Genomic DNA, 16,749 nt, shown 5'->3' with positions numbered 1-16,749 from the left:
CATTATGCCGAATATCCTCAAATCCGGCGTGCCGCCTGTCGTGCCTTGTTTCATCGGAGCGGAGCGCGCCCCATTTCCAGGCGGGGCTATCGCCGCCCGGCTTCGGCGGCGGGGTCGGCTGCCGCCGCACTCGCTTCGCCGGCCATTTCCTCGGTCCAGGCAAGCGATTGCAGCTGGGCGAGATTGACCTCTTCCGGACTGCAGCCGATATCGCCGGCGTAGCGGGCGATCTGCCCGAAATCGCTGCGTTCCGAGGCCTCGGCGAGTTTCAGGAAGGGCGCATAGGGGCCGGTTTGGTGGACTAGGGCCTGGACGATGGGGGCGGGCATGGAGAGCTGTTCGAGCAGACGGGCGAGCGGGATTTCCAGCAGCGCTTCGGCCAGGGAAAACAGCCCGGTGATGAACAGTTCGTCCTGGCCCTCGCGGTCGAGCCTGGATTGCCCGAGCAGTTCGCACAGGCGCCCGCGCGTCACTGCAGTCCGCGCCGCCAAGGCATTGGTCGGCGTCGGGTTGGAGGTGATCAGCAACAGTGCCAGCCAGCGATAAAGCGTCTGCAGCCCGACCTGGGTCAGCGCCTGGCGCACCGTGTGGACTTGCTGCTGGAGGCCGGTGGCGGCGGAGTTGGCATAGCGCAGCAGGCGCAGGGTCAGGGCGGCATTGCGGCGCAACGGCTCTTCGATTTCGCCCAGGTCTTCGCAGGCGCGAACCTTGTTCATCAGTTCGAGAACGGCCAGCTGACCCGGCTGGATGGCCTTGTTGGCGAGGTTCTCCGGACGGGCGAAATAATAGCCCTGAAAATACTGGATGCCGCTGTTGCGGCAGAGGTCGAACATCTCGCGGGTTTCGACCTTTTCGGCGATGAACTGGCCGGCAAAGTTGAGCCGGATGTGGGCGATGATTTCCACGGTCTTTTCGGGAGGCTGTTCGAGCACGTCGAGCTTCACGAAGTCGACCATCGGCAGCAGCGGGCGGTATTCGTCCAGGCAGACGAAATCGTCCAGGGCGAAGCGGTAGCCGAGCTGGCGGAGTTCCCGGATGCGGGCGATCAGCACCGGCGTGACCGCTACGGTCTCGAGGATTTCGTAGACCACGTGGCGGGGCGGGAGCAGGCAGACGAAGTCGCTCATCAGGGTGGCTTCGTCCAGGTTGATGAAGGCGAGTTTGCCGTGCAGCAGCCAGTCGGGGCCGAGACAGAGGGTGTTGCCGATGACCTCGACGCCGGCCTGCAGCTGATTGGTGATCTGGGCCGAGACGGAGGCCATCGATTGCCTGAACAGGAGTTCGTAGGCGAACAGGCAATGTTCGGCATCGACTATGGGTTGCCGTGCGAGAAAGGTTTCCTTGCCCATCCAGGGCTCCTCGATAGACTTGGTTTATGTAGTTGTCGGCAAGAGCATAGCAGTTCATCCCGGCCGGGGTGAACCCGCCGCGGCAGGGGAGGCCGGCCCGAGCCATGGTCAACAATAAGGGACGGTCTGAACGGGCAGGGGAATATCGGCCGTTGGCCGTCGAAGACATCGGCAGAATCGCCGCAAGCAGGCTGAACCGCATTCATGCCCGGCCGGACTCCCGGCGGCGGCGCACTTGCGCTACAGTGTCGTTGGGTTCAAACAAAGATTCCAGGCGGGCCGGGAAGACCGAAGCGGATGATGGAATCCGCGCGGCGCGGCCGGCGGGCACCGAGCGAAGGCATTCATGTTTTTTCCTCTTGTCGATGAATTGGCTACGACCGACATCGTGAGCGTGCCGGCGCGACTCGCCGTGCGCGACGCGCTGCGGCAGATGTCGCAGTACGCGGTGCGCAATATCGTGGTCGAGGAGGCGTCCGGCGGTTTCGGCCTGCTGACCGCGTCCGATGTGGTGCGGCTCCGGTTCTCGATGCCGAATCTCGACATCGCCATCAGCGAGGCCGGCTATCACCCGCTTCCCAGCATTGCGAAGGGAAGCGGCCTCCTGGATGTGCTCGAACTGTTCGACGGCCCGCATGGTTATGCCGCCGTGATCGACGCGGCGGGCAGCCTGTTCGGCATCGTGTCCAATACCGACATTCTCGGCAGCCTCGACCCGCAATTGATGATCCAGCGCCAGCGGCTGCGCGATCTGCTGCGCCGGCATACGGTCAAGAAATTGCCGCACGATGCGCCGCTTGGCCAGGCGCTGGCGCTGCTGGCGGATTCGGACGACGCGGTGATCGTGCTCGACCGGGGAGCCGGGGTGGGCATCGTGACGACCCAGGATGCGATCCGTCTGCTGCACGGCGGCGCGGCGCTGACCGACCCGCTGCATCTGCACATGTCGTCCCCGCTCCATGCCGTGACCTACGACCTGACCATGGCCGAAGCGGTGTCGACCTTGCACGAAAAGCATTTCAAGCGGCTGGTGGTGCAGGATCCCGCAAGCGGGGACGTGATCGGCATCATCACCCAACAGGACCTGATCGGCGTCGCCTATAGCCGTTGGGCCGACCTGATGCGCCACCATGCGCAGGAATTGCGCGAGATCATCGATGTGCTGGAACGCAAGACGGTGCGGCTGGAGCGCATCGCCGCGACCGATCCGCTGACCGGAATGGCCAATCGCGCGCGCTTCGAGGTCTTGCTGCACGACGAGCAGCAACGGCACGACCGGTCGCCCGCCATGCCCTTCTCGGTTCTGCTCTTCGATATCGACCATTTCAAGCAGATCAACGATACCTGGGGGCACAGTCGGGGCGACATCGTGCTCAAGGCAATAGCGCAGCACGCCCAGAACCATTTGCGCCAGATCGACATCCTGGCGAGATGGGGCGGGGAAGAATTCGCCGTGCTGCTGCCGCAAACCGATCTGGCGGCTGCACGCGGGATTGCGGAAAGAATCTGCACGTCTCTGGCGCACACCGAATTCGATCAGGTGGGGCGCGTGACGGCCAGCTTCGGCGTCGCCGAGCACCAGGCGGGCGAATCTGGCGCGGTATTGCTCGGCCGTGCCGACGATGCGCTTTACCGTGCCAAGCGCAACGGGCGCAACCGGGTCGAGTAGGGCGCCCCGGTCTACGGGAATGGCCGGGGCACGGCACGCCCATTCAACGATGAGCGCCGCACGTTCCGTTGCGGCGGCGAATACCAGACCGCCTTTTTCGCGTCAGTTGCCGCCAGCACGGGGGCGTTGCGGCCTGGCCGGGTGGCGATGGGCGATGGCGATCAGCCGGGTGTCGAGCAGACGGGCCAGGCCGCGCCCGCCGGCACGCATCACGGCGTTGTGGTTCCACTTGAAGAGCGGCTGGGCGAGGGGGGCGAGCAGATTCATCCAGGGCTTGGTGGTGCGTACCTGCCAGTCGTAGCGGACCACGGTGAGCGCGCCTTCGCGCGAAAAGTACCAGCTGCCGCACCCGTCGACCTCCCCGCTTGCCCGGCCTTCCAGGCAGACCAGCGGTTCGATGCGGGTGACCCGCATGTCGAAGGTCAGCCGGTACGGCAGAACGCTTTTCCAGGTGTAGCGCTGCAGCGCCCCCAGCCCGTTGTCGTCGCCGGCCTCCAGGTCCAGCACCTGTTCGACCCCGCGCCACCAGTTCGGCCAGCGGCGGGAGTGATAGATGGCGTCCCACACCGATTCCACCGGGGCGTCCAGGTACCACAGGGTGGAGAACCGGTATTCCGCCATCGCCGTCCGAGGTTCCAGGCTTGAAGTCAGGGCTGGAAAAAATCCGCGGCGAACGGCACATCGACTTCAACGTCGTCCATCAACACGGTTTCCAGCGCCTCGTCGTCCAGGCCGAAACTGGCGACCTTGACCGGGAACAGCGAGCCCTCCGCCAGCCAGAGCTGGAAGCGGTGCACGCCGTCCACCGTCTTGCCGAGGGCACCGGTGACGACCACTTGCCGGGCGTTCCAGCGCCCGACCGTCTCCACGCCGCGCAGTTCGGTGGCGCCGCCCGCCTGCAGCGCCTGGACATTGCGCAGCAGCGCCCCGGCGTCGGAACGGTCCACGCTGCGGCCGTAGGGTCCGCGGATCAGCGGATGGTCCGGGGCCAGCGTCAGCGCCGCGAAGGCGCGCTGGCCGAATGGCCACAGACGCACCTGGCCGCTGTGCGGGCTGTAGATCAGCAGCGCGCCCGGATGGGGGGCGATGAATTCCATGCGGACGAAGCCGGGTTTGCGATAGGCGTAGCGGATGATCTGCGTCGGGCGCTGCGCCGTGGACGAACGAAGCGTGACCCGGTAGCTGTCGATCTGTTCGAACTGCTGCCGCGCGGCGGCGATCAGGTCGAGCGCGGCTCCGCTGGCCGGAACGAGCAGGGCGGCGGTGAGCAGGGGCCAGAGCATGGCCTACTCCACCACCTCCAGCATGCCCGCCATGCCTTTGTCGCGGTGGCTGTCGAAGAAGAGCAGCTTGTTCGGACAATAGTAAGGGTAGCGGCCGGCGGTGCCGGGCGTGAAGCGGAAAACGCGCGGCGCCTCGCCAAGCTGGGCGTCGATGGCGACCTGGTCGGGCGGCAGATCGAGCACGAAACGATGGGGAACGATCCCCGGTTCGGCGCGTAATACCAGTTCGACCGGCGTGCCTGCCTTGACGACGAGGTGGTCTGGCTTGAAGAAATAGCTGCCGCCGACGATGGCGACGCGCTGGATGCCGTCTCCAGCCACGGGAACCCGGTAAGGGGTGTCGGCAGCCTGGGTGCCGGCTGCGAGACAGAATACCAGCGCGATACCGGACGAAATGAGTCTGATGCTGTGCATGCCGGCTCCTTGGTCGCCTCCTTCAGGAAAGGTGCAGTCTCTTGCCGGACTTTTGCTTCTTTTACGATAGGACGACTATTTCTTTCCTGCTGGGTTGGGCATTTTTTCAAACGGATCGTTCGGTTTCAAGGCTTGGCGCCTGATCGCGAGGGCAGCGCCATGGTGCGTTCAGCCGCGCCGCCGACACGCGGCGCAGGCGGCCATCAGCCCACCTGCGGCAGGCGCTCCAGCGCGGCCTGGATCGCTTCTTCCGGATAGGCGAAGTCTTCCAGCTTGCCGCTGAAGTAGCTGTCGTAGGCGGCCATGTCGAAGTGGCCGTGGCCGGACAGGTTGAAGAACAGCGTCTTCGGCTCGCCGCTTGCCTTGCAGCGCAGCGCCTCGTCGATGCAGGCAGCGATGGCGTGGTTGGATTCGGGCGCGGGGACGATGCCTTCGGCGCGGGCAAACGTGACGCCGGCCTGGAAGGTGGCAAGCTGGGGTACGGCGACCGCTTCGATCAGTTTTTCGTGGTAGAGCTGCGACACCAGCGCCGAGTCGCCGTGGTAGCGCAGCCCGCCGGCGTGGATGCCGGGCGGCATGAAGTCGTGGCCGAGGGTGTACATCAGCATCATCGGGGTGAGTTTGGCAGTGTCGCCGAAATCGTAGGCGTAGTGGCCGCGCGTCAGGGTCGGGCAGGAGGCCGGCTCGACCGCGACCAGGCGCACGTTTCTGCCGGCCGCCTTGTCGGCGAAGAAGGGGAAGGCCGCGCCGCCGAAGTTGGAGCCGCCGCCGCAGGGGGCGAAGATCATGTCGGGATAGTCGCCGGCCTTCTCGAACTGCTTCTTCGCTTCCAGCCCGATCACGGTCTGGTGCAAGAGCACGTGGTTCAGTACCGAGCCGAGGGCGTAATTGGTGTCGGCACGCGAGGCGGCGTCTTCCACCGCCTCGGAAATCGCCAGGCCGAGCGAGCCGGGGTTGTCCGGGTCTTCCGCCAGGGCGGTACGGCCGGAGTGGGTTTCCAGGCTGGGGCTGGCGAACACTTCCGCACCCCAGGTCTGCATCATGGAGCGGCGGTAGGGCTTCTGGCCGTAGCTCACCTTGACCATATACACGCGTACCTCCAGCCCGAACATCTGGCCGGCCAGCGCGATCGAGCAGCCCCACTGTCCGGCGCCGGTCTCGGTGGCAATGCGCTTGATGCCGGCTTCGGCGTTGTAATAGGCCTGCGCCACCGAGGTGTTGACCTTGTGCGAGCCGGCCGGGGAGACGCCTTCGTACTTGTAGTAGATCCTGGCCGGGGTGCCGAGCGCCGCTTCCAGGCGGTGGGCGCGGAACAGCGGCGAGGGGCGCCACAGCCGGTAGATTTCGCGTACTTTTTCCGGGATCGGAATCCACCGCTCGGCCGACATCTCCTGCTCGATCAGGCTCATCGGGAAGATCGCCGTCAAGGCATCGGGGCCGATGGGCTTGCCGTCCGGGCCGAGCGGCGGCGCCGGCCGGTTGGGCATGTCGGCGACGACGTTGTACCAGTGGCTGGGGATCTCGGATTCGTCGAGCAGGAACTTGGTTTGCGGCACGGCAGTCTCCCTTTTTTTGAACGATCGCTGCATTTCGGACAGGCAAGCCCGATTAGGGAATCATCGGCCAATCGCCTTATGCCGTCAACGAACCCCGCCCGGCCCGGGAACCCGCGCAATGCATGGCCAGACGCCGTACCGCTTCACTTGTTTTCCGGCGGGGGGGCAGCGTCTTCCGTAGCCGGCGGCGCTCCGGTTGGCGATGCTTTCTTAAGCTCCTTCTCAGCCTTCTTTTTCTTCTTTTCCAGTTCCCTTTGCCGCTTTTCGTACTGGTAGTTCGGTTTCAAGCTTCGTCTCCTTTCATTAGTCGTACGTAAACGATACCCGACCCGGCCGACTTCACCCAGCAAAAACAGCCTGCGCAGGGAGTGGCCTGGTTTCGCGGGCTTCGCCAAATGGCGCGATGAAACAAAAAGCCGCCTCGATGTGGCGGCTTTCTGTCGGTACAGCAGCGCTGCATTTACTTTACGTGCAGTTCGACGCGGCGGTTCTTGGCACGGCCTTCACGGGAGGCATTGCTGAAGGCGGGCTGGGTCTCGCCCATGCCCTTGGAGGTGAGGCGTGCGGCAGCGATATCGTGGGAGACGAGATAGTCGTACACGGACTTGGCGCGGCGCTCGGACAGGCTCTGGTTGTATTGGTCGGTACCGATGTTGCAGGTATGGCCGACGATGTCGACGTCGATGTCCTTGCGCTTGTCGAGCACGGCGGCTGCTTCAGCCAGGATTTCGAGGGCATCGGGGCGCAGCTTGGCGGAGTCGAATTCGAAGTTCACGCCTTCGAGAAGGACGACCACGTCGCCGGCCTGGGCCTTGTCCAGTTCGGCGGCCGGCTTCGTCTTGAGCACTGGGGCGACCGGTTCGGGTTCCGCCTGCGCCACCGGTTCGGGCGCGGGCTGCGGGGACACCACCGGCGCAGGCGCCTGGTAGGCTGCCGGAGCGGGTTGCGGCGCGGGCGCGGGCTGCTGCGCCTTCTTGCCCAGGGCGATGTTGAAGCCGACGTTGATCAGCCAGTCGCCGAAGCTGCTTTTGTTGAAGGCATCGGTGCTGTTGTCGTCCCAGCGGTAGCGCGCATCGGCACGCAGCGCGACGTTTTCGCTCAACTGCTTGATGACGCCGAGGCCGGCGTTGGCCATCAGACCGGTGTCGTCCCGGCCGGGAATGTCGGTGTACAGCGCGCCCAGGCCAACGACCGCGTAGGGGGCGAAGCCGGCGTCGCGGTTGAAGAAATACAGGCCGTCCACGCCCAGCCCCCACAGTTTGTAGCGGCCGCCGGCATCACGGTCGAGCGCGCTGCCGGTCAGCGCCAGTTCCAGGTTCCAGTCTGGACTGACGGGTTTTCCCAGGGCCAGGCTGCCGCCCCAGCCATCGTCGGAACGGCGGTCGCTGTCGGCGAAGGTGTAGTTCAGCGAGGGAGCGATGTACAGGCGATCGTCCAGGGCGTGCGCTGGCAGTGCAGCACTGGCCAGGCCAAGGACGATGAGGGTGGGCAGGGTCTTGAGGCGCATCGGATTATCCTTCGAATGGTTGCGGTGATTGCTGCCGTTGTCGCGAAATCTCTCGCCGGAGCAGGGCCGCCGGCATCCCCGGCTTGTCGAGCGACTGACGACCCTGAAAGCGAGTCCAGGATCGTGCAGCCAGTTGCCGGATTATATCGACAGCGCGCCAGGCAGGCAGGGCGCCTTCGGGCGCCCTGCCGATATTTCATTGCCTGATTTCGGGTGCCGGGGCCATTGAGGCGATCGCGGCAGCCGGCCCGCTTGATTTATCGCCCTCGTACCAGGGCTTGCACTTTATGATGCGGGTAAGGACGAACCGCTCCTGTGATTGAAATTCCCAAAAGGACTGCTTTAGGCGATTTCCGGCGCTGAAAGCAAACAGGATCGGATGACGGAACGCCGGTGAGCCCGCCCACCCGCTGGTGCATGAAACCGTATACGAATTGACGGGTCAGGAGCAAAGACAGGATGAAAGAACCGAACCCGGTGACCTTCGCAGCGCGGCTTCCGCTGTTGCCCGGATTGAACGCATGACGCGCTACCATGCCCTGCTCCTGGGTGTTTTTTCCGCCGTCTGGGTGTGCGCGGCGATCGAGCCCCGCTATCCGCACGACTGGCTGCTGGAAAACTATCTGGTGTTCGTGTTTGTGCCGCTCATCGTTCTGACCGCCCGTTACTTCAGGCTGTCCGATCTTTCCTACACCCTGATTACCGCCTTCATGCTGCTGCATGTGGTGGGCTCGCATTACACCTATGCCGAAGTGCCGTTCGGCTACACGCTGCAGCATTGGTTCGGGTCCGGCCGCAACATGTACGACCGGCTGGTGCATTTCTGTTTCGGCCTGCTGCTGGCCTATCCCCTGCGCGAGATATTCGTGCGCGTGGTGAAGGCTCGCGGTGTGTGGACGTACTGGTTTCCGCTGGAACTGGTGCTGGCGTTTTCGGCGGGGTACGAGATTATCGAATGGCTGGTGGCGGTCCGCGTCGACCCTACGGCGGGCCTGGCATTTCTGGGCGCGCAGGGCGACGTGTGGGACGCCCAGAAAGACATGGCGCTGGCAGTGGTCGGAGCGGTGCTGGCGCTGCTGATGGTGGCATTGATCCACTGGCGCCACGATCCAGCGTTCGGTGCTGATCTGCGTGCCAGCCTGAAAATCGAACCGGGCGACAAGCCCTTGGGCGAGCAGGCCTTGCGGGAGATGCTCGGGAAAGACGGACGCGAAGACGGGGATTGACGGGCGGACTCGAACAGCGGCATCCGGCGTTTCCTCGCCAGATGCCGTCCGCTAGCGTGGCGGGGTCATTTTTTCAGCTGGGGCTGATCGATATAGCGGACGTCCTTCACCGAGAGCGGCAGCGGGTTGACGTATTGGTAGCCCTTGCCCTGCCAGTAGACCAATTCCGGGAAGCCTGCCGGCACCACGGTAATGAAGCCGTGCATGTCTTCGGCGCTGAACCCGGCCGCCTTCATGGCGTTGCTGCACATCTTGAACGCCACGCCATCCTTCGCCAGTTCCGCCATCTGGTCCACGATGCCCTGATATTTCTCGTAGTTTTCCTTGGCGAACGCGCGCAGTTCCGGCCCGTGCGTCACCACCACCACCTTGCCGCGGGTTTCTTTCCTGGTGTTTTTGACGAAGTTGTAAAGGATGTTCAGTTTCTGCGGGTCCTCGTAATTGACGTCGAATACCGTATTGGTAACCGGCATCTTGTGCATGTCGACCTTGGCCGTTCCGTAAGGAGCGAACGTCTCCGCAACGGCCGCTTGTACCGGCAGCATGGCAACGGCTGCCGCGATGGCCATTCCTGTCAGTTGTATTTTCATGCTCGTGTCTCCTTTTTCATTGCCGTGCGCTGCAGCCGTCCGTCCGGCCGCGCACAATCCCGGCTACCTGCAAACCATTGTGTTTGCCGACTATAGACGGAGGGGCCGGAAAGCGCCATCCGTGGCTGAGCTTGCCGGTCACACTCGGGTTTGCCGGGCGGTTGCTGGCGTGGGCAAGGGGGTTCGTCTGCGTCCGTGCGGCGCTGAATACCTGATTGTTTTTGTCTGGTATTGGCCTACAAATAAAACTCATCGTGCGCCATTTCCGGCTGTACGGCTCAATTCCCGTTTACTCATAAAGGAGCACATCATGAGAAACGTACATATCGACTTTCACGGCGCTGACCCGGGTTTCGAGGCTGCCAGCCTCCTTGCGAAGGGGGCCGCGAAGGACAATCAGATGAAAGACCCGACCATCATGGCATGGCATCGAAACAGCAGGCTGGGGGCGACCCCTCCTTTTTATGACGGAGCCAATCCCGAAACCTGGTGGGAAAAATATGGTGAAGGCAACGGCGGCGGGCTGGAGGTCAGCGTAGGAGACGACTACCAGTTCATCATGATGGATGCGCGTGGCTTTGAGACCGTGGGCGACATCCCGCTGCGCAACCTGACGGATAGCGAGGGCAACGAGTACATCTGCTATACCCCGTTGCAGGGCATGGATTCCTCCATTCCGAAGCAGGAGGCCTGCACCCCGCTGGACGACTGGCTGGCCGATCAATATTGAGTCCGGTCAAGCCTCCGGCCATGCAGGCGATGGCTGGTCGATTCGCGTATCGCCGGCATGCAGGACACACGCGGAGTACGCGTGGTGCGCGGCGCCCGTTTTTCAGGGAAAGGGATGTCGATGAACTACCGCGTCAGCCTGCTTATGAGTCAGTTCGTTACCCACGACGTGAAGCACTTCATCGTCAGCAAGCCTGCGGGTGTTGCTGTCGTTCCCGGTCAGGGCGTGGAGCTGGCGATCGACCGGCCCGGCCTGCGCGAGCAAGGCCGCCCGTTCACGCCCACCGGACTGGCCGATGACCGGGTTCTGGAATTCACCATCAAGGCCTACCCTGCCCACGCTGGCGTGACCCAAGCGCTCCACCAGTTGGAGCCCGGTGCCGAACTGCTGATGTCCGAGCCATTCGGCACCATCAGCTATCAAGGCCCCGGTGTTTTCATTGCCGGCGGGGCCGGCATCACCCCCTTTCTGGCCATCCTGCGCGGATTGGCGCGCAAGGGAGAACTCGACGGCCAGACCCTGATGTTCTCCAACAAGACCCCGCGCGACATGATCTGCGAAAAAGAGCTGCGTCATTTGCTGGGGGAGCGCTGCATTCTGCTCTCTACCGGCGCTGCCGTGCCCGGCTATGAGCACCGTCGCGTCGACCGCGCCTTCCTGGAAGAAAAGATCAGGGACTTCAAGCAACGCTTTTATGTCTGCGGCCCGCCCCCGTTCATGGAGGCGGTCAACGGCGCCTTGACGGAGATGGGGGCCAGCGCGGAAAGCCTGGTATTCGAACGCTGAACGGGGCAGGGTCGGGAACTGCGGGCCACTCCGGGAAAAATCCGGCAACCCGAGGCCCCGTCCGCCTTTGCGCCTATTTGTGCGTTGAGTGCGGGATCACGCCGCCTTGGCGGTGGGCATGGTCTTGATCAGTGCGCGTATCTGGTTGCGCAATTCCGGTGTGTCTCGCTCGTGATGCACTGCGACGGCATGCTGGACAGCCGCTTCCAGAAGTTCGGCTTCGCTGTCTGCGGAAATCATGACCGTGCAGTTCATTTCGCTCGGATATTCCCTGCAGTCGATGTATTTGCGTTCCATGGCAATCTCCTGTCGTTCGCCCGAATTGCCCCGGTTCAACCCGACCGGACGGCGCAAGAGGCGAACAATTCTTTATAGCCCGGCAATTCGCAAATGTCGGCTTCGAACCGGGATTCGGAACCGCTCAAGGCGAGGCCAGACGGGCCGTTAAACACAGGGAGTGCTGCGAATCGTTTTCGTGAGGGGAATGGGGTGCTTGCATCGGCCGGTTGTGCGGATTTCTGTAGCGTCCTCGCTGGAATGGGTCCGTCCCGGCCCGTCGGGGAGGGGGGATGACGCAGCAACCGGAAAGTCTGGCGGACTGGCTGGCTTTTTTGGGGCGGACGGACATTCCCGTGCTGAGGCAAACCGCCCGCGAAATACAGCGCCTGCGCGCCGACGACGCGCTGCTCACCGCCCGCAGCATGGCCGATGTGGTGACCGACGATCCGCTGATGACGGTCAAGTTGCTGCGCTATATGCAGTCGCACAAGCATCGCAACCAGCAATACGAACTGGTCGATGTGAAGCAGGCGCTGCTCATGATGGGATTGGACACGTTTTTCCGCGGGGTGCCGCCGGCACCGCTCGTGGAAGAGATGCTGCACGATCGTCTCGATGCACTGGTGCATCTGCTGCAAACCGTTCGGCGCGCGCAACGTGCCGCGCACTATGCCTTCGATTGGGCGCTGCGGCTGCACGATCTGCATGCGGAAGAAATACGGGTATCGGCACTGCTTGCCCATGTCGCCGAAATGCTGATGTGGTGTTTCAACCCGCGACAGATGCTGGAAATCGGCAAGCGCCAGGATGCCGACCCCGCCCTGCGCAGTGCGGAGGTGCAGAAGCAGGTGCTGGGGTTCGCCGGCCGGGATTTGCAGCGCGCGCTGACGATCGAGTGGCGCTTGCCTGAATTGCTGCTGAATCTGATGGACCCGGCGCAGGCGCACTCGGCCAGGGTGCGCAACGTGATGCTGGCGGCGAACCTGGCGCGGCATTCCGCCCACGGCTGGGACGACGCCGCGCTCCCCGACGATTACCGCGAGATCGCGGCGCTGTTGCGCATGGAGCCGCACAGGGTGATGGCGCTGATTGGGGCAAGGCCCGCCGGCACTCAAAACTGACGGGGAGAATGGCGCCGCTTGGCGGCTGGCGATGCCTGCGCGCTGCGGGGCGGATTTGATTTGCGGGCTTGCTCCGTGAGCCAGGATTGGACGCGCAGCGCGCCAGCGAGTGCGGATGCTACGCCGGGCAGGGGATCACGTTGTGTTCCAGCTTGCCTGCGAGCTGCGCGATCGCCACCCCGGCGGGGCAGCCGGGGGTGGTTTGCATCAGCAACTGGCGGCGCATCACGGCCTGGCGCACTTCGGGGTCGAGCGGGATGTCGCCCATGTGGATCAGGCGGACAGGATAGCCGGGTTCGGTGACGACGAAGCGGTCGAGCACCTGCTGCAGCTGATTCGTGATGGCCTGGCCGGCACCCGGGCGGACGGTCTGGTTGACGATCACGCGCACGGTTTGCCGCTGCTGCTGCCCCACCAGCACCTTGATCGTGGCATAGGCATCGGTGAGCGAAGTCGGCTCGGGGGTGGCGACCATCAATACTTCGGACGCCAGCGAAACGGCGAACAGGACGACGTCCGAAATCCCTGCGCCGGTATCCAGCAGCACGACGTCGTAATGCGGCACCAGGCCGCTCACGATGCGCAGAAATTCGTTGCGCACCTCGGGCGTCAGCCGTGAATACTCGACCATGCCGGAGCCTGCCAGCAGCACGGAAAAGCCGCCTGGCGCCGGCAGGATGGCCTCTTCCAGCCTGGCCTTGCCGGTGAACACATCGTGCAGCGTGATCTTGGGGTACAGGTTGAGCACCACGTCGAGATTGGCCAGCCCGAGATCGGCGTCGAGCACCAGCACCTTGTGGCCGCGCTTGGCGAGCGCGGCGGCGAGGTTGGCCGAGACGAAGGTTTTGCCGACGCCGCCCTTGCCGCTGGTGACGGCGAGCACCTTGCCCAGGGGTTTCAAGGGGACCGGGGTCGTCTCGCGGTTTCCGGCTGGAGGGGAGAGGACTTCGTTCATGCGTTTACTCGGTTCGTGACGTTGCCCTGGGCATCGCGAGAAACGTCGCCCGGGGCCATTCCGGTTGCGGCCGCTTCATCCAGGCCGGGCTGGCCGAACAGCAGGCCTTTCTCTTCGGCGCTGACCGACAGTTCCTGCGGCTGTTCCAGGCTGATCCGGTTGCGTCCCTCGGACTTGGCGCGGTAGAGCTGCTGGTCGGCGCGTTCGAGCCACAGATCGGCGGTGGAACGCACCCATTCCGGTGCGTAGGCGCCGCCGATACTGAGCGTAACCCGGACGCTGAGCAGCGGCGCCACGGCGATCGGGAGCGATTCAACGGTTTGGCGAATCCGCTCGGCGACGGCACGCCCGAAAAGCGGCCGGCAGTTGGGCAGGATCACCGCGAATTCTTCGCCGCCGTAGCGGGCGACGGTGTCCATCGGGCGCACGCAGCCCGCCAGGCAGCCTGCTATGGCCTGCAGCACCTGGTCGCCGGCCAGATGGCCGTGGGTGTCGTTGATGCTCTTGAAGTGGTCGATATCCAGCAACAGCAGCAGGACCGAGTCGCCGGAACGCGCGACCGCTTCGATCGAGCGTTCGAGCACCGAGCGGAAATGCCGGCGATTGCCCAGCCCCGTAAGCGGATCCTTGAGCGAGAGTTCGCACAGGCCATCGAGCACGCGTTGCAAATAGGCGGTGGGCGACTCGCCGGCTTCCTGCCGGCTGTTTTTTGCGTCGTGCTTCAGCAGGGCGCGCGCGTCGTCGAGTTGCAGCGCGTGCAGTTCGATCAGATGAGAATCGGTCGGAGGAGCCACAGCGGGTTTCGATACCTGGCGTTTGAAATCGGGCAAAGGACCAGGCGAGGAAACTCAACCGCCTTTGCGCGAGTATGTGGGCATTTGTGTCTTTGATCAAGCGCGCTCGCCGACCAGGCGCCGCAACCCATGGTCGGCTTTGCTGGAACAGCAATGCATCAGCCGCCCTGCCGATCGGCAGGGATGGATAGGGGTGCACGGAACATGCGGTGGCGATGGACTCCCCGATATCCGCCGAGGGAGCAAGGGCTGAATCCCGCCGACAGTCTGGCTTCGCCGGGAACAGGCTATTGAAACATCACGGTCAGGCCACGCTGCCGAAGCTGTGGTCGCTAGCCATGAAGGGGGCTTTCAGCCCGGCAAGACGGCAACTCTGTGCGATGGGACCACCCGGGAACAGCGCGTACAGGTATTTCAATCCGCCTTTCTGGTGGAAATGTTCATCCAGCGCATCGTGCAGGTCGCGCAGATTGATGACGCTGTCGTCTTCGTGGTGGGCATAGTAGTTTTGCAGGGCGCGAAGGGTCTCCCAATGGTCTTCGGTCAACTCAAGTCTTTCATCACGCGCAATTTTTTCCGCTTCCTTGCGTGTCCAGTCCAGCGGGGCATGCGGGAAATCGGGGTCGGTAACCGGCTCCTGGATCAGCCGGTTGATGTCGGTTGAATCGTGCAGCATGGTCGTCTCCTTGAAGGCTTTTGGAGGGGATACTTGAATTTAGGCCAGACTCCCCGCCGATACAAGGCGCGCACGCTGTCAGAGGGCAGCGCATGCAGGTGTAGCCTTCTTGCTGCAGCCGCACGATATCGGCTCCGCCATCGGCACTAGGCTGACGAAGCCGTGAATCCCCACTGCCAGGCGGCACATGTGGAATTCGATGCGGTCGGAGAGCGAGGTGCCCTGGGCGCGCTGCGTCAGTTCGCGGTATTTCGCATGGTGTTTGAGCGCGAAGACGGGAATTTCGCTGCCGTGCAGCATGTTGCCGTCCGTGCCGGCCCGCGGTGCATGACACCGGCTATGCTGCAGGCGTGGGTGATCCCGTGAAAGAGGTGGCGACATGGCGAAGCGTGCGTATCCCCTGGCCAGGGTCTATGGCCTGCTGGAGCCGGGGCCGGTGGTGCTGGTGGCGACCGCCCGCAGGGGCCGGACCAACATCATGACGATGTCGTGGCACACCATGATGGAATTCGAGCCGCCGCTCCTGGGTTGTGTGATCAGTGGCCGCAACGCCTCGTTCGATACCCTGAAGGCGACCCGCGAATGCGTGGTCAACATTCCGACGCTGGCGCTGGCGAAGCAGGTGGCAGGCATCGGCAACTGCTCCGGCCGTGACGTCGACAAGTTCGCCAGGTACGGCCTCACTGCCGTCCCGGCTTCGCAGGTGCAGGCACCGCTGATCGCGGAATGCTATGCCAGCCTGGAATGCCGGGTGGCCGATACCCGGCTGGTGAATGCCTACAATTTCTTCATCCTGGAAGTGCTGAAGGCGTGGGTCGATACCGCCGTCAAGAATCCGCAGACGCTGCACCACCGCGGCAACGGCGTGTTCGCGGTGGCGGGCGAGCCGGTCAGGTTGCGCTCAGGCATGAAGTGAATGAAGGCAGCAGGTGCTATTTATGCGGCATGGCCGATTTTGCAGTTGGATTCCCCGTGCAAGTTGATAGTCTGACATTTCGGACGGCTTGTTCAACCGGAGGGAGGCATCATGAGCATCGCAAAAACCATCGAAATCACGGCGAGTTCGGAGAAGAGCTTTGAGGACGCGCTCAAGCGGGGAATCGCGAAGGCGGCCGAATCGCTGGAAAACATCACCGGCGCCTGGGTGATGGATCAGAGCGTGACGGTGAACAAGAGCGAGATTGCCGAGTACACCGTGAGGATGAAGCTGACCTTCGTCTTGAAGTAAATCCCGGGCAGCAGGGCCGGGCACGGCCGCGCCAGTCCGGACAGCGTGTCCGGCCCGGGATCGCGCCGGAGACTCCCCGCATCCATTGCGAAGCCGCATAATGCGCGCTGCGTTTTGGCCGCCTGTGCGGCAGTCTGAGTTCATGCCCAATCTTCCCTACTGGCGCCTGTCCGGTTTCTATTTCTTTTATTTCGCCTTCGTTGGCGCGATGTCGCCGTTCTGGGGGCTGTATCTGCAGTCGCTGGCGTTCAACGCCTTCCAGATCGGCGTGCTGATGTCGCTGCTGCAGGTGATGCGGATTTTTGCGCCCAACATCTGGGGGCATATCGCCGACCGTACCGGCCGCCGCACGGCGATCGTGCAGATTGCGGCGATTGGCAGCGTGCTGGTGTTCGCCGGGGTGTTCGCCGGCGACGGTTTCTGGTGGCTGTTTGCGGTGATGGCGGCGCTGAGTTTTTTCTGGAGCGCGTCGCTGCCGCTGGTCGAGGCGATGACGCTGTCGCATCTGGGCGAGCGCACCGACGCCTACGGCCGCATCCGCCTGTGGGGCTCGGTCGGCTTCATCGTGATGGTGGTGGGGCTGGGC

21 protein-coding genes are annotated in these 16,749 nt (G+C 63.7%); 8 read left to right on the top strand and 13 right to left on the bottom strand.

The genetic code is table 11. The features are described from left to right. Positions 1 to 86 precede the first annotated feature (86 nt). The gene (locus Q0L94_RS02075; RefSeq protein WP_296749635.1) at positions 87 to 1,349 is read right to left on the bottom strand and encodes an EAL domain-containing protein; all 1,263 of its coding nucleotides are present in this window, start codon (positions 1,347 to 1,349) and stop codon (positions 87 to 89) included. 346 nt (positions 1,350 to 1,695) lie between these two features. Here Q0L94_RS02075 and Q0L94_RS02070 point away from each other — a divergent pair, with 346 nt between their 5' ends. Continuing rightward, complete coding sequence (locus Q0L94_RS02070; protein WP_296749633.1) at positions 1,696 to 3,018, top strand: diguanylate cyclase; 1,323 nt, start codon at positions 1,696 to 1,698, stop codon at positions 3,016 to 3,018. A 102-nt stretch (positions 3,019 to 3,120) separates the two neighbouring features. Here Q0L94_RS02070 and Q0L94_RS02065 read toward each other — a convergent pair whose 3' ends face one another. From Q0L94_RS02065 to Q0L94_RS02040, 6 genes are all read right to left on the bottom strand, one after another. Continuing rightward, entirely contained in the window at positions 3,121 to 3,639 is a 519-nt protein-coding gene (locus Q0L94_RS02065; RefSeq protein WP_296749631.1) for an SRPBCC family protein, read from the bottom strand. Between the two features lie 26 nt (positions 3,640 to 3,665). Further along, entirely contained in the window at positions 3,666 to 4,301 is a 636-nt protein-coding gene (locus tag Q0L94_RS02060; protein ID WP_296749629.1) for a DUF1571 domain-containing protein, read from the bottom strand. 3 nt (positions 4,302 to 4,304) lie between these two features. Further along, complete coding sequence (locus Q0L94_RS02055) at positions 4,305 to 4,715, bottom strand: quinol oxidase (RefSeq protein ID WP_296749628.1); 411 nt, start codon at positions 4,713 to 4,715, stop codon at positions 4,305 to 4,307. A gap of 203 nt (positions 4,716 to 4,918) precedes the next feature. Next, positions 4,919 to 6,271, bottom strand: coding sequence for a TrpB-like pyridoxal phosphate-dependent enzyme (locus tag Q0L94_RS02050; protein WP_296749626.1), 1,353 nt, complete (start codon positions 6,269 to 6,271; stop codon positions 4,919 to 4,921). Between the two features lie 143 nt (positions 6,272 to 6,414). Next, on the bottom strand, positions 6,415 to 6,558 hold the full coding sequence (locus Q0L94_RS02045; RefSeq protein ID WP_296749624.1) for a hypothetical protein: 144 nt from the start codon (positions 6,556 to 6,558) through the stop codon (positions 6,415 to 6,417). Between the two features lie 173 nt (positions 6,559 to 6,731). Beyond that, positions 6,732 to 7,778 (bottom strand): OmpA family protein, encoded by a 1,047-nt coding sequence (locus Q0L94_RS02040; RefSeq protein WP_296749623.1) that lies wholly within the window; start codon positions 7,776 to 7,778, stop codon positions 6,732 to 6,734. Between the two features lie 521 nt (positions 7,779 to 8,299). On the opposite strand from Q0L94_RS02040, the gene Q0L94_RS02035 reads away from it, so the two are divergent. After that, positions 8,300 to 9,004 (top strand): DUF2238 domain-containing protein, encoded by a 705-nt coding sequence (locus tag Q0L94_RS02035; RefSeq protein WP_296749621.1) that lies wholly within the window; start codon positions 8,300 to 8,302, stop codon positions 9,002 to 9,004. A 65-nt stretch (positions 9,005 to 9,069) separates the two neighbouring features. On the opposite strand, the gene Q0L94_RS02030 is transcribed toward Q0L94_RS02035, so the two are convergent. Next, on the bottom strand, positions 9,070 to 9,594 hold the full coding sequence (locus Q0L94_RS02030; RefSeq protein ID WP_296749619.1) for a DsrE family protein: 525 nt from the start codon (positions 9,592 to 9,594) through the stop codon (positions 9,070 to 9,072). Positions 9,595 to 9,904: 310 nt separating this feature from the next. On the opposite strand from Q0L94_RS02030, the gene Q0L94_RS02025 reads away from it, so the two are divergent. Together Q0L94_RS02025 and Q0L94_RS02020 are read left to right on the top strand one after the other, a co-directional pair. Then, complete coding sequence (locus Q0L94_RS02025; protein WP_296749617.1) at positions 9,905 to 10,324, top strand: AF1514 family protein; 420 nt, start codon at positions 9,905 to 9,907, stop codon at positions 10,322 to 10,324. Positions 10,325 to 10,444: 120 nt separating this feature from the next. Next, positions 10,445 to 11,110, top strand: coding sequence for an FAD-binding oxidoreductase (locus tag Q0L94_RS02020; protein ID WP_296749615.1), 666 nt, complete (start codon positions 10,445 to 10,447; stop codon positions 11,108 to 11,110). Between the two features lie 96 nt (positions 11,111 to 11,206). Here Q0L94_RS02020 and Q0L94_RS02015 read toward each other — a convergent pair whose 3' ends face one another. Continuing rightward, positions 11,207 to 11,407: a DUF1059 domain-containing protein gene (locus tag Q0L94_RS02015; RefSeq protein WP_296749614.1), complete on the bottom strand. Its 201-nt coding sequence runs from the start codon at positions 11,405 to 11,407 to the stop codon at positions 11,207 to 11,209. A 272-nt stretch (positions 11,408 to 11,679) separates the two neighbouring features. On the opposite strand from Q0L94_RS02015, the gene Q0L94_RS02010 reads away from it, so the two are divergent. Beyond that, positions 11,680 to 12,510 (top strand): HDOD domain-containing protein, encoded by an 831-nt coding sequence (locus Q0L94_RS02010; protein ID WP_296749612.1) that lies wholly within the window; start codon positions 11,680 to 11,682, stop codon positions 12,508 to 12,510. Positions 12,511 to 12,628: 118 nt separating this feature from the next. On the opposite strand, the gene Q0L94_RS02005 is transcribed toward Q0L94_RS02010, so the two are convergent. The 4 genes from Q0L94_RS02005 to Q0L94_RS01990 all read right to left on the bottom strand — a co-directional run bounded on the left by Q0L94_RS02005 (position 12,629) and on the right by Q0L94_RS01990 (position 15,235). Continuing rightward, positions 12,629 to 13,465 carry a MinD/ParA family protein gene (locus tag Q0L94_RS02005; protein ID WP_296749610.1) on the bottom strand — a complete coding sequence of 279 codons (837 nt, stop codon included), beginning with the start codon at positions 13,463 to 13,465 and terminating at the stop codon, positions 12,629 to 12,631. Beyond that, complete coding sequence (locus tag Q0L94_RS02000; RefSeq protein ID WP_296749608.1) at positions 13,462 to 14,259, bottom strand: GGDEF domain-containing protein; 798 nt, start codon at positions 14,257 to 14,259, stop codon at positions 13,462 to 13,464. The genes Q0L94_RS02005 and Q0L94_RS02000 overlap by 4 nt, the downstream gene beginning before the upstream one ends. Before the next feature lie 304 nt (positions 14,260 to 14,563). Beyond that, the gene (locus Q0L94_RS01995) at positions 14,564 to 14,935 is read right to left on the bottom strand and encodes a TusE/DsrC/DsvC family sulfur relay protein (RefSeq protein WP_296749606.1); all 372 of its coding nucleotides are present in this window, start codon (positions 14,933 to 14,935) and stop codon (positions 14,564 to 14,566) included. 78 nt (positions 14,936 to 15,013) lie between these two features. Then, entirely contained in the window at positions 15,014 to 15,235 is a 222-nt protein-coding gene (locus tag Q0L94_RS01990) for a hypothetical protein (protein WP_296749604.1), read from the bottom strand. A 79-nt stretch (positions 15,236 to 15,314) separates the two neighbouring features. Between Q0L94_RS01990 and Q0L94_RS01985 the strand changes: the two genes are divergently transcribed. From Q0L94_RS01985 to Q0L94_RS01975, 3 genes are all read left to right on the top strand, one after another. After that, entirely contained in the window at positions 15,315 to 15,851 is a 537-nt protein-coding gene (locus Q0L94_RS01985; protein WP_296749602.1) for a flavin reductase family protein, read from the top strand. 111 nt (positions 15,852 to 15,962) lie between these two features. Then, entirely contained in the window at positions 15,963 to 16,163 is a 201-nt protein-coding gene (locus tag Q0L94_RS01980; RefSeq protein WP_296749600.1) for a dodecin family protein, read from the top strand. 142 nt (positions 16,164 to 16,305) lie between these two features. Beyond that, positions 16,306 to 16,749, top strand: a 444-nt coding sequence (locus Q0L94_RS01975; RefSeq protein ID WP_366799090.1) for an MFS transporter, incomplete at its 3' end; no start/stop codon positions are given.

Source organism: Thiobacillus sp. (assembly GCF_024708915.1).
The sequence above is the reverse complement of the archived record's forward strand: the minus strand, read 5'-3'. Positions and strand labels throughout refer to the sequence as shown.

Coding starts and splice junctions, on each gene's coding strand:
- Q0L94_RS02075 (WP_296749635.1), bottom strand. CDS start 1,349: ATGGGCAAGGAAACCTTTCTCGCACGGCAACCCATAGTCGATGCCGAA.
- Q0L94_RS02070 (WP_296749633.1), top strand. CDS start 1,696: ATGTTTTTTCCTCTTGTCGATGAATTGGCTACGACCGACATCGTGAGC.
- Q0L94_RS02065 (WP_296749631.1), bottom strand. CDS start 3,639: ATGGCGGAATACCGGTTCTCCACCCTGTGGTACCTGGACGCCCCGGTG.
- Q0L94_RS02060 (WP_296749629.1), bottom strand. CDS start 4,301: ATGCTCTGGCCCCTGCTCACCGCCGCCCTGCTCGTTCCGGCCAGCGGA.
- Q0L94_RS02055 (WP_296749628.1), bottom strand. CDS start 4,715: ATGCACAGCATCAGACTCATTTCGTCCGGTATCGCGCTGGTATTCTGT.
- Q0L94_RS02040 (WP_296749623.1), bottom strand. CDS start 7,778: ATGCGCCTCAAGACCCTGCCCACCCTCATCGTCCTTGGCCTGGCCAGT.
- Q0L94_RS02035 (WP_296749621.1), top strand. CDS start 8,300: ATGACGCGCTACCATGCCCTGCTCCTGGGTGTTTTTTCCGCCGTCTGG.
- Q0L94_RS02030 (WP_296749619.1), bottom strand. CDS start 9,594: ATGAAAATACAACTGACAGGAATGGCCATCGCGGCAGCCGTTGCCATG.
- Q0L94_RS02025 (WP_296749617.1), top strand. CDS start 9,905: ATGAGAAACGTACATATCGACTTTCACGGCGCTGACCCGGGTTTCGAG.
- Q0L94_RS02020 (WP_296749615.1), top strand. CDS start 10,445: ATGAACTACCGCGTCAGCCTGCTTATGAGTCAGTTCGTTACCCACGAC.
- Q0L94_RS02015 (WP_296749614.1), bottom strand. CDS start 11,407: ATGGAACGCAAATACATCGACTGCAGGGAATATCCGAGCGAAATGAAC.
- Q0L94_RS02010 (WP_296749612.1), top strand. CDS start 11,680: ATGACGCAGCAACCGGAAAGTCTGGCGGACTGGCTGGCTTTTTTGGGG.
- Q0L94_RS02005 (WP_296749610.1), bottom strand. CDS start 13,465: ATGAACGAAGTCCTCTCCCCTCCAGCCGGAAACCGCGAGACGACCCCG.
- Q0L94_RS01995 (WP_296749606.1), bottom strand. CDS start 14,935: ATGCTGCACGATTCAACCGACATCAACCGGCTGATCCAGGAGCCGGTT.
- Q0L94_RS01990 (WP_296749604.1), bottom strand. CDS start 15,235: ATGCTGCACGGCAGCGAAATTCCCGTCTTCGCGCTCAAACACCATGCG.
- Q0L94_RS01985 (WP_296749602.1), top strand. CDS start 15,315: ATGGCGAAGCGTGCGTATCCCCTGGCCAGGGTCTATGGCCTGCTGGAG.
- Q0L94_RS01980 (WP_296749600.1), top strand. CDS start 15,963: ATGAGCATCGCAAAAACCATCGAAATCACGGCGAGTTCGGAGAAGAGC.